The organism is uncultured Parvibaculum sp. (genome assembly GCF_963975745.1).
Taxonomy (GTDB): domain Bacteria; phylum Pseudomonadota; class Alphaproteobacteria; order Parvibaculales; family Parvibaculaceae; genus Parvibaculum.
In genome coordinates this window covers 178,234-189,486 of the sequence record NZ_CAXBIB010000006.1, presented here as the reverse complement: position 1 = coordinate 189,486, position 11,253 = coordinate 178,234, and the positions used below count along the sequence as shown (strand labels likewise).

Annotated in this window: 9 protein-coding genes; 5 read left to right on the top strand and 4 right to left on the bottom strand. The window is 63.3% G+C overall.

What is annotated here, in order from left to right:
• Positions 1-823: 823 nt before the first annotated feature.
• The 4 genes from AAC071_RS07165 to AAC071_RS07150 form a co-directional block, all read right to left on the bottom strand.
• Positions 824-1,720 carry an alpha/beta hydrolase gene (locus tag AAC071_RS07165; RefSeq protein WP_339831248.1) on the bottom strand — a complete coding sequence of 299 codons (897 nt, stop codon included), beginning with the start codon at positions 1,718-1,720 and terminating at the stop codon, positions 824-826.
• A gap of 512 nt (positions 1,721-2,232) precedes the next feature.
• Positions 2,233-2,757, bottom strand: a complete 525-nt coding sequence (locus AAC071_RS07160) for a hypothetical protein (RefSeq protein ID WP_339831247.1) — start codon at positions 2,755-2,757, stop codon at positions 2,233-2,235.
• Positions 2,754-3,656, bottom strand: a complete 903-nt coding sequence (locus tag AAC071_RS07155; protein WP_339831246.1) for a metal-dependent hydrolase — start codon at positions 3,654-3,656, stop codon at positions 2,754-2,756. The genes AAC071_RS07160 and AAC071_RS07155 overlap by 4 nt, the downstream gene beginning before the upstream one ends.
• 44 nt (positions 3,657-3,700) lie before the next feature.
• Complete coding sequence (locus tag AAC071_RS07150) at positions 3,701-4,552, bottom strand: SDR family NAD(P)-dependent oxidoreductase (protein WP_339831244.1); 852 nt, start codon at positions 4,550-4,552, stop codon at positions 3,701-3,703.
• Between the two features lie 157 nt (positions 4,553-4,709).
• Between AAC071_RS07150 and AAC071_RS07145 the strand changes: the two genes are divergently transcribed.
• From AAC071_RS07145 to pstA, 5 genes are all read left to right on the top strand, one after another.
• Positions 4,710-5,927, top strand: coding sequence for an acyl-CoA dehydrogenase family protein (locus AAC071_RS07145; RefSeq protein ID WP_339831242.1), 1,218 nt, complete (start codon positions 4,710-4,712; stop codon positions 5,925-5,927).
• 10 nt (positions 5,928-5,937) lie between these two features.
• Positions 5,938-7,245 (top strand): ATP-binding protein, encoded by a 1,308-nt coding sequence (locus AAC071_RS07140; protein ID WP_339831240.1) that lies wholly within the window; start codon positions 5,938-5,940, stop codon positions 7,243-7,245.
• A 185-nt stretch (positions 7,246-7,430) separates the two neighbouring features.
• Complete coding sequence (locus AAC071_RS07135; RefSeq protein WP_339831238.1) at positions 7,431-8,465, top strand: substrate-binding domain-containing protein; 1,035 nt, start codon at positions 7,431-7,433, stop codon at positions 8,463-8,465.
• A gap of 88 nt (positions 8,466-8,553) precedes the next feature.
• The gene (gene pstC / locus AAC071_RS07130) at positions 8,554-9,933 is read left to right on the top strand and encodes a phosphate ABC transporter permease subunit PstC (protein WP_339831236.1); all 1,380 of its coding nucleotides are present in this window, start codon (positions 8,554-8,556) and stop codon (positions 9,931-9,933) included.
• Positions 9,926-11,212, top strand: coding sequence for a phosphate ABC transporter permease PstA (gene pstA, locus AAC071_RS07125; RefSeq protein ID WP_339831233.1), 1,287 nt, complete (start codon positions 9,926-9,928; stop codon positions 11,210-11,212). Before pstC ends, pstA begins: the two co-directional genes overlap by 8 nt.
• The last annotated feature ends 41 nt before the right edge of the window (positions 11,213-11,253 follow it).

The window sequence follows — 11,253 nt, the reverse complement described above, 5'->3', positions numbered from 1 at the left end:
CAACACCTTAAGCCCAAGCTGGTGTTGCACTTCGTTTGTGAACTCAGGGGGCCCAATCCACGTCGCCGCAAGCGGCGAAGGAAGAAATTGGCACGCGGAGACGCGGCCTGTCCGCCGTAGCTCCGCAAGGAGCGAAGGGGGAAGGCGCGAAGAAGAAAGAAGGGATTCACGCAGAGGCGCAGAGGTGCCCTCAAGCGGGGCAAGGGCAGCGGCCCGGGCGAAGCCCGGCAAAGGAAATCAGGCGACAGGAAACGGGCGCCGGCCGCGCATGGATTCCCCTCTGCGTCTTCGCGTGCCAAACCTGCGCAAGCATCGGCCGCCGCCTCAGCGCCCCCGCCCCGAAAAATCCTCGCTGCGCTCGAATTTTTCGACCCGCCCCCCAGGGGCGGGTGGGATACACAACAGAAGCGGTGCGGGGCAGAAACCTTCGGCCCGCCGCAGCACCTCTGCGCCTCTGCGTCTCTGCGTGAATCCTTCTTCCTTCTTCTCTTACCCAACCAAACCCGTCATGGCCCGCCCACCTTGATTACAAAGGAGGGCGGGCCATCCACGTCTTTCTTCTCTTCGGTTTTGGGTGTCGCCAAGACGTGGATGACCCGGACAAGCCGGGTCATGACGGTTGAATTTGGATTTGGAAATTAGGCCGGACAGCAGTGGGTCAAACCCGGCAATGACGAATGTGGTTGAGGATGTGCCGCAAACGTAAGCGCCTGTTCGCGCCGAAGGCGCAATCCATTCCTTTTTCCCGTTTCTTCGCGCCTTCGCGTGAAACCCCTTCTCTTCTCCGCGCCTCCGCGTCTCCGCGTGAAAAAATCTTCCTTCCTCACGCCGCCAGGAAATCTTCCGTCAGCTTCAGGAATTCGTCGAGCTTGTCATGCTGCACCCAGTGCCCGGCGCCCTCGACCGCCACCACTTTCGCATTCCTGAAATGCTGCGCCCGCCCGTCGGCCACCGGGTCGCTGGCCCAGCTTTCGGTGCCGCGGATCAGCAGCGTCGGACAGGTGATCCGTTCCCAGAGCAGTTTCGAGGTCTCCTCGTCGAAGCCCGTGGGCGAAAACGCGCGCACATAATTGTCGAACTTCCAGCTGTAGGTGCCGTCCTCGTTCTGGTTGACGCCATGCACCGTCAGGTGCCGCGCCTGCTCGGGCGAGAGATGCGGGTTCTCGCCCTGCATCCGCTTCCAGGCTTCCTCGATGCTTTCATAGCGCCGCGGCTGCCGCGACGACAGCTTGCGCACCTCGTCGATCCAGTTGCGGATGCGCTGGTCGGCCGAAATCGCCTTGCGCTCGCCGAGCATCTTGGGCGAGGGCCCCAGCCCCTCGATCACGATCAGCTTTTTCACCGTCTCGGGATAGAGCCCCGCATAACGCAGCGCGATCGCGCCGCCCATCGAATGCGCGATGATGGTCAGCGGCGCCAGACCCTTCTGGTGGATCAGCTGCGCGATGTCATAGACATAATCGTTCATCTCGTAGCCGCTGCCGACCATCCACTGGCTGTCGCCATGGCCGCGCAAGTCGGGCGCGATAATGTGAAAGCGATCGCGCAAGCGTTCGGCGGTCCAGTCCCAGTTGCGGCAATGGTCGCGCCCGCCATGGATCATCAACAGCGGCGGCGCCGCCTCGTTGCCCCAGTCGACATAATGCAGCCTGAGGCGCTGCGAGAAATAGACCCGCGACGCGGGCCCGATCAGTTGCGAGGTCTCCGAACGATCCGTCATTCATTCCATCCATTTTGTGAGATGCCGCAGATTACCGCGCCCGCCCGTCAATGACAAAACCGTATATCCGCAACCTCTCCCGATCGCCCTTGCCGGGCGTAGCCCGGCAGCAAACCAACCGGCGCCGGCGAGGTTCCGGTGCCGCGCCCCGCATGAGGGCACCTCTGCGTCTCTGCGTGAGTCATTCTTCTCTTTTCTTCGCGTCTTCGCGTGAACAATTCTTCTCTTCTCCGCGACTCCGCGTCTCCGCGTGAAAACCCTTCCTTCCGGCGTCGCGTGAAAAAATCCGTATACGAATAGAAAAACCCACCACCGTCGCGCCCGCCCGCGCAAAACAAAAAATCCCCGATTCTGCCACGCCGCGCCGGCCCCGGGGGCAAGTGCGGCTTGTCCCCGGGGGATAAGTCCGTTTGTGACAGTTTCGTGACAGTTCCGTGACAGAGGGGAGCATAACGGGAAAATAACGCTGTCACAATCGGGGATAACTTGCCCGCTATTCCGCACCCGGACGATTATTTCTCGGCTCTGAGATGCCGCCACACGCCCAGCACCGCCAGCGCCAGCATGATATGCACCGCCACCACCGGCGGCCAGCCGAACAGATAGATCACATCGTTCGCCAGCCCGCCCTTGAACGGTCCGCCGCCAAAGGCGAGACCCCGCGTGCCGAACAGCGCGTTGAAGATCGGCGGGATCGTGAACAGCCATGCCGTCACCAGTGCCGACCAGAAGAACCAGATGAACTGTTTGCGCGTCAGCCGCATGAACTGTCCGCCGAGACCGAGCGCCATCAGCATCAGCCCTTGCGTGATCCCTTCCATATGCGCCATGCGCCAGGCGCGGCCGTCATCGGGAATCGAAACCGGAATGTCGATCGGCAGCGGCCACAACACGACGCGGCCGAGCAGCGCAAAGAACCATATCCAGCCGATGATGATCGCCAGCACGAACAGACCGACGCCGTTGAAGAACAGCAGCGCGCGCATCCGCGCCGCCATGTTGCTGGCGCCGGCGGATGCCGAAGTTTGTTCGCTCATCTTGTTCCTCCGGTGGAAAGGGCAATCGGCTCCGCGGCGTCGAGGCGCGTCGTGTCGAGCCGTCCGGCGCCGTCATTGTCGGCTCTGAAGAGACGCGCCCATGAAAGCGCCCAGGCGGGATCCTTCACCTGGCGCGGATTGTAGAAGGGCATCAGGATGCGCAGCATCTTCGGCGTCAGTTGCGCGAAGATCCGTAGCAGGAGCAATCCCAGCGCAAGGCGCGAACGCGGATCGCGCCACAGCCCGTCCTCCTTCAGCAGCGCCTGATAGCCGCCGCGCGTGCGCCACATGATATGCGCCGTTGCATAAAGCAGCCCGTGGACGCGGCGGAAATAGTTTCCGGCCAGATGCTCGAACACGTCATAGGCGACATTCTTGTGTTCGATCTCCTCGACGAAATGCCACAGGATCAGCGAGGCGACGCCGCTCTCGCTGCCGCCGAACAGGAAGCGCCGGTCGGCGATCAGCATCCGTCCGATCGCCAGCGCCATCGATTCGAAGCCCTCCGCATAGGCCAGATTGAACGCCAGCGAGCGCGTCTCGCCGAGCTTGCGGTAATCCGATGCAAGCCCCGCTTCAATCTTTTCGATCGAGCTATAGCCGCGCGCTTTCAATTCATCGTTGAATTTCCGGTGCTGGCGAAAATGCATCGCCTCCTGCGCCACATAATCGTCAAGCGCCGCCAGCAGCGCCGCGTCGCGGATCTGCGGCCGCGCCTCGCGCATCGTCTTGATCAGATAGGGCTCGAGATAGGGCATCGCCAGCGACGCCGCATTGACGATCTGCGAGAATTCGGGTCGGCGTTTGTTCCAGTGTCCGCCCATCGCGGCCGGATAGGCAAAGCCCATGCGCCGCACCGTCATGCGCGCCGCGCCGTCGCTGCTTGCCGTCTCGCTCACCGATGCCTCCCCCCGCTTCGACGATCGCCGCAGATGCGCGGCGATCACGCGCCTTGCTGTTTGGTCTCCGGCTGTCCGGTCAGCACGCTGCTCTCGCGCCGGAACATGATCTTGCCATAGGAAGCCGGCATCAGCCGCTGCAGCCAGTCGACGAATTTCGCGTCGGCGCCGATTAGGATGCGCGGCTTGTTCCTGGCGATCCCGTTGACGATCACCTCGCCGGCGCGTTCCGGCGTCGTCCGCGCGATCTTGTCGAAGCCCGACGCCGCGTCCTCACGCAGCGTGGCCTGCGTGCTCTGCAGGAAACGGGCATTGCGGACGATGTTGGTCTTGATGCCGCCCGGATGCACGCAGGAGACCTGGATCTCCGTTCCCTTCATCTCGTGCCGCAGCGCTTCGGTGAAACCGCGAATGGCGAACTTGGCCGAATTATAGGCCGCCTGTGTCGGCACCGCGATCAATCCGAAGATGCTCGACACATTGACGATGTGGCCCTCGCCCTTCGCCTGCAGCTGCGGCAGGAAGGCCTTGCTGCCATAGACCATGCCCCAGAAGTCGATATTCATCACCCATTCGAAATCGTCATAGGCAAGTTCGTCGACCCGCGCGATCTGCGCGACGCCGGCATTGTTGATGACGATGTCGGCGCCGCCATGCGCGGCCTCGATCTCCTGCGCGAAGGCATAGACCGCGTCGCGGTCGGCGACATCGACCAGATAGGTCGTGACCTTGCCGCCCAGCGCCTCGACCCGCGCCGCCGTTTCGGCAAGCCCCGCCCGGTCGAGATCGGTCAGCGCCAGCCGCGCCCCGCGCTTTGCGAGCGCAATTGCCGTCCCGCGTCCGATGCCGCTCGCCGCGCCCGTCACCACCGCCAGTTTGCCGCTGATCTCCGTCATCTCGCTCCGCCTCGTCTGAATGCCGTCATGGGCTCTAAACTATGGCAATTCATGGAAATGTCACGAGCTTCGCGCGGCTTTCCGCGTCGCATTGGACCGCCCCCCGCCGTCGCCTCTATGCTGGCGCAAACGCCATCGGCACAGAGGGGGAACGATCATGCAGGTACAACCCATCCCGGGTCTCGACGACGGCATCAACGAGATCCGGCTGCGCACCGCCCGGATCGTCACCGGCGACATCATCCCGGCCGAACCGGTTCTCTACAAGGGCGGCGCCGAAGCCGAAGCCGTCCGCACGAGGATCAAGGCGAAGGTCAAGGACGAGGGTCTCTGGGCGCCGCATCTGCCGGAGGATTATGGCGGCATGGGCATCGGCTTTCTGAAGCACGCCTATATGAACGAGATCATGGCCTGGTCGCCTTTCTCCGCGCGTCTCTTCGGCGTCGTCGCGCCGAACTCGGGCAACCAGAAGATCCTGCTGAAATACGGCACGCCCGAACAGAAGAAGAAATGGCTTGAGCCGCTGGTCGCCGGCGACATCGAAAGCTGCTTCTCGATGACCGAGCCCGACCAGCCCGGCTCCGACCCTTACGCGATCCAGACCCGTGCGGTGAAGGACGGCGACCACTGGGTCATCAACGGCCACAAATGGTTCACCTCCAATGGTCGCCGCGCCGACATCGCCATCGTGATGTGCCGCACCGAAGAGAAGGACGGCAAGGGCGGCGTCAAGGACAAGATGACCCAGATCATCGTGCCGATGAAGACGCCCGGCGTGAACATCATCCGGTCGGTTCCCGTCTGGGGTCACACCGGCGGCGATCATTGCGAGATCAAATACGAGAATGTCCGCGTGCCGCTCGAAAACCAGCTCGGCCGCACCGGCACCGGCCATCAGGCGGCGCAGGACCGTCTCGGCGAAGGCCGTGTCTTCCACTGCATGAATTCGATCGGCCAGATGTGGCGCGCCTTCGACCTGATGTGCAAGCGCGCCATCAGCCGTGAGGTCCATGGCGGCAAGCTCGAGACCAAGCAGTTCATCCAGGGCTTCATCGCCGACAGCTACATGGACATCCAGGCCGCCCGCCTGATGACCATTCACTGTGCCCATCGCATGGAGGAGGGATCGGGCGCCCGCGTCGACATCTCGGCGATCAAGATCTTCGTGCCCGCCGCCTTCGAGCGCGTCGTCGACCGCGCAATCCAGGTACATGGCGCCCTCGGCGTCTCGGGCGACACGCCGCTGGCCGGCATGTATCAGGGCGCCCGCACGCTGCGCCTCGCCGACGGACCCGACGAGGTCCATCGCATTGTCATCGCGAAAAGTGTACTCAAGTGCTACCACGAAGGCATGAGCTGGGACTTCGGAGCGTAACGAGAATCGAATGGCGGCGGCGGAAGGCGGATCGAGACTGCGGCAGGGCAGGGTGTGGCTGCGCGACTTCTGGGCGCGCTGGACCGGCACCCGGACCTTTGTCGTCATGGCGGCCGTCCTCTTCCTGATACTGGCGCTGACCGGGGCGCTTCACCCGACCGCCGCTTTCGTCTCCTTCCTTCTGCTGGCTGGCGTCGCGGTTGCCCGCGCCATTGCGATGGGCGAAACGGCGCCGATCCGGATTCAGTCCCGCACCGATGAGACGGCGCCCTCCGCCTTCGAGTCGGGACCGGCGCTGGCCATTCTGAATCGTCTTCCCGATGCGCTCTTCGTGCTCGATCGGAACGGCCGCGTGATGTTCGGCAACAGCGCCGCCGAGCCGCTGATCGGCAAGGCCGCCCGCGGCCGGCATGTGGCGAGCGTGCTGCGCGTCGCGCCGCTGATCGCGGCGATCGAAAGCGTGATGCGGGACGGCACGGCCCGCACGATCGAATACGAAATGCCGGTTCCGGTCGAACGTCATTTCAGCGCCTTCGTCGTGCCGATCGAGACCGATGACGCCGGTGCGTCCCGGCTTTGCCTGGTGTTGCTGCGCGATCTGACCGAGGCCAAGCGCGTCGAGGCGATGCGGGCCGACTTCGTCGCCTTCGCCAGCCACGAGTTGAAAACGCCGCTCGCCTCGCTTTCGGGCTTCATCGACACCTTGCGCGGCCACGCGAAGGACGATCCGGAGGCGCGCGAAAAATTCCTCGAGATCATGGCCGACCAGGCCGCGCGCATGCGCCGGCTGATCGAGGACCTGCTGTCGCTGTCGCGCATCGAGCTGCGCGAGCACATGCGGCCGGCCGACGAGGTCGATCTGCTGGGCGTGGTCAGCGACGTCGCCGACGGCCTGACCCCGACGGCGCAGCAATATGGTGTCGAAGTGGCCGTCACCGCGCCGGCCGGGCTGCCGCGGATACGCGGCGACCGGGAGGAGCTGGCCCAGGTCGTACAGAATCTCGCCGACAACGCGCTGCGCTATGGCCGCGCCGGCAAGCGCGTCGAGATCTCCTTGGCGACGGACAAGAAGGCCGGCCGCCCGATGGTGCGGCTTTCGGTCCGCGACTTCGGCCCGGGCATCGCAAGGGAGCACCTGCCGCGCCTGACCGAGCGTTTCTACCGTGTCGACGCGGCGGCCTCGCGCGCCAGGGGCGGCACGGGCCTGGGGCTGGCGATCGTCAAGCACATCGTCAATCGCCATCAGGGCACGCTTCAGATCGAAAGCGAAATCGGCCAAGGCTCTGTTTTTACAGTACTTTTCCCGGTCACCGGCTGACAGGAACCGCGCCGCCCGGCACTGTCACAAAACTGTCACGTAACTGTCGTAAAGCTTTCGTGACACCCCGCTAGCGTCCGCCGGCCTGAAGGTTAAGCCACTTCGAAAACCGGAACGGCTTGGGCGCGCCAGGGGGGCCAATGTGGCTGCTTGGCGCCCGGCATTCACAAGACTGGAGAATTACCGTGAAACTCAAATCCCTGACGATGGCCGCGACGGTTGCCGTCGCCGCTCTCTCGGTCGCCGGCGTCGCGCACGCCCGCGACCAGATTTCGATCGTTGGTTCGTCGACCGTGTTCCCGTTCACGCAGGCGGCCGCCGAGCAGTACGCCAACGAGACAGGCGGCGCGGCGCCGGTCGTCGAATCGACCGGCACTGGCGGCGGCATGAAGATCTTCTGCGGCGGCGTCGGCACGGCGCATGCCGACATCACCGGCGCTTCGCGCGCGATGAAGAAATCCGAATATGACGACTGCCAGGCCAATGGCGTCACCGACATCACCGAAGTGCTGATCGGCTATGACGGCATCGCGATGGCCGTCTCCCGCAAGGGCAAGGCGATCGATCTGACGAAGGCTCAGCTCTTCCAGGCACTGGCCGCCAAGGTCGAAGTCAACGGCAAGATCGTCGACAATCCCTACAAGAAGTGGTCGGACATCGACAGCTCGCTCCCGAACGTCGAGATCACGGTCATGGGCCCGCCGCCCACCTCCGGCACCCGCGACGCATGGGTCGAGCTGGTGATGGAAGAGGGCTGCGAAGAGTTCGCCGCCATCGAAGCGCTCGACAAGGACGCCAAGAAGGAAACCTGCCAGCGCATGCGCACCGACGGGCCCTTCGTTGAAGCTGGCGAAAACGACAACCTGATCGTCCAGCGCCTCGAATCCGATCCGAATGCCTATGGCATCTTCGGTTACTCGTTCCTGTTTGAAAACACCGACAAGCTGCAGGCCGTAACGGTCGCCGGCGTCGGTCCGAGCATCGAGACGATTGCCGACGGCTCCTACAAGGTGTCGCGCCCGATCTTCTTCTACATCAAGAACGCGCATCGGGGTGTGATCCCCGGCCTCAATGAGTTCATCGCCGAATATGTCAGCGATGATGCATTGGCGCCTGGCGGCTATCTCTCCGAACGCGGTCTGATTCCGCTTTCGGACGATGTCCGCGAGAAGACGCAGAAGAACGCCATCGACGGCGTCAACATGGCCGCGAAGAGCTGATCCACGAACCTACGGTCCCGGCGCCCCTTCGGGGGCGCCGGCGATCGCCCGAAGACCGAACCCGTTCGTCCCCTGTCAGGACTGCCAGATGTCAGCTTCGATCCTCGCCGGAATTCTTCTGACACTTTGCTTTGTCGGCTATGTCTGGGGACGTATCAAATCGGGGGCGTTGAAGGCAGGCGGTACGCCGCTGCATTCGATCCCCGCTTATCACGGCTATTTCGTCGCGCTGTGGTGCGGAATCCCGGCCTTCATGCTTGTGCTGATCTGGCTTGCCGCTGAAAGCGCGGTCGTCGATGCGCTCGTCATATCGGGACTCCCCGCCTACATCACGGAAGGCGTCGATGACGCCCGCATGTCGCTCGTCATCAGCGAGATCAAGAGCATCGCCGGCGGCCGTATTTTCGGTACACCTGACGCCGCACTGCTTGAAGCCGCTGAGCGCTACAATGCACTACGCGAAACGGCGTCGCTCGCCATGTTCGTTTGTGCGCTCGTGGTCGCGACGGCGGGCCTTTCGTTTGCTCGCGCCCGCATCAGCCCCGAATTCCGCGCCCGCAACAATGTCGACGGCATTCTTCGCTGGGGGCTGATCGTCTGTTCCATCATAGCGATCCTGACGACGCTCGGCATCATTCTCTCGCTGGTGATCGAGAGCCTTGCCTTCTTCAGCCGCGTGCCGGTTCTCTCGTTCCTGTTCGGCATGGAGTGGAGTCCGCAAACGGCAATGCGCGCCGATCAGGTGGCTGCTGAAGGCGCATTCGGCGCGGTTCCGGTCTTCTGGGGCACGATCTTTATCAGCGCCATCGCGATGTTCGTCGCGCTGCCGGTTGGCCTCCTCTCGGCGATCTACCTGGTCGAATACGCCAATGAGAGCGTTCGTTCCGTTGTGAAGCCGCTGCTCGAAATCCTTGCCGGCATTCCGACCATCGTCTACGGCTTCTTTGCAATTCTGACCGTCGCGCCGTTTATCCGCGATCTGGGTGTGAGCATGGGGCTCTCGGTCGCTTCCAACAGCGCGCTGGCCGCCGGCTCCGTTATGGGGATCATGTTGATCCCGTTCATTTCCTCCTTCTCGGACGACGCGATTTCGGCGGTGCCGCAATCGATGCGCGACGGGGCCTATGCGCTCGGCGCAACGAAGGCGGAGACCGTTCGCCAGGTGCTGCTGCCCGCCGCGCTGCCTGGCATTGTCGGCGGCGTACTGCTCGCCGTCAGCCGCGCCATCGGCGAGACGATGATCGTCGTCATGGCCGCGGGTCTGACGGCCACGCTCACCGCCAATCCGCTCGAGGGCGTTACCACCGTCACGGTGCAGATCGTCACGCTGCTGATCGGTGATACCGAGTTCGACAGCCCCAAGACGCTTGCCGCATTCGGTCTCGGCCTCGTTCTTTTCCTCTCGACCCTGGCGCTCAATGTCATCGCGCTCCAGGTCGTCAAGCGCTATCGGGAACGCTATGAGTGACACGACCTTATCTGGCGCGAAGGCACGCCCCTGGCATGAACCGGACGCCGGCCTGAAGCGTCGTCACGCGGCCGACCGCCGCCTGCGCGCCTACGGTGTCGCGGCGATCCTGTTCGCACTTGGCATGTTGGGCATCCTGTTGACGACGATTGTCGGTACGGCGCTGCCCGCCGCGACGCAGACCATGGTGACTCTCGATGTCGATCTGCCCGCCGATCGGATCGACACGTCCGATCCGCGTGGCGCCAGCTACCAGATGATCCTGACGGACGCGATGGCGAAGATATTCCCCGATGTCGACACGCCGCGCGAGCTGCGCGAGCTGCGCCAGCTCTTCAGCAATGGCGGCCAGTACAGGTTGCGCGACATGGTTGTTGCCGATCCGTCGCTGATCGGACAGACCGTTCCTTTCACCTTTCCGCTTGCCGATATAGGCGACCAGTTGCACAAGGGGCTGATCGATCGCAATACGCCCCGCGAACAGCGCCGCGTCAGCGACGAGCAGATTTCCTGGTACGACCGCCTCGTCGAACAGGACCGACTCACGACACCGCTCAATTCCGGCATGATCTTCAATGCCGACAGCCGTTTCCCGGAACTTGCTGGTCTCAAAGGCGCGCTGGTTGGCTCCTTCTTCGCCTTGCTGATCTGCTTTCTGATCAGCTTCCCGGTTGGTATCGCCGCCGCCGTCTATCTCGAGGAGTTCGCGCCGAAGAACCGGTTGACCGATCTGATCGAGGTCAACATCAACAACCTGGCAGCCGTGCCGTCGATCGTGTTCGGTCTTCTCGGCCTCGCCGTCTTCCTCAATTTCTTCGGTATGCCGCGTTCGGCGCCGATCGTCGGCGGTCTGGTTCTGTCGCTGATGACACTGCCCACCATCATCATTGCGACCCGCGCAGCGTTGAAGGCTGTCCCGCCGTCGATCCGAGAAGCCGCCATCGGCGTCGGCGCCTCGAAAATGCAGACAGTAGGGCATCACGTCCTGCCGTTGGCCATGCCGGGTATTCTTACAGGCACGATTATCGGTCTGGCGCAGGCTCTGGGCGAAACGGCGCCGCTGCTGCTGATCGGCATGAACGCCTTTATCACCGCCGCGCCGGACAGCATGTTCAATCCTTCGACGGCGCTGCCGACCCAGATCTACATCTGGGCCGATAGCCCGGAGCGCGGCTTTACCTCGCGCACCTCGGCCGCGATTGTCGTGTTGCTCGGCTTTCTCGTTACAATGAATGCAATTGCGATTTACATGCGCAAGCGGTTTGAAAGAAAGTGGTGACGGACATGACAGCAATGGCAACCACTGAAGCATCAGGAATG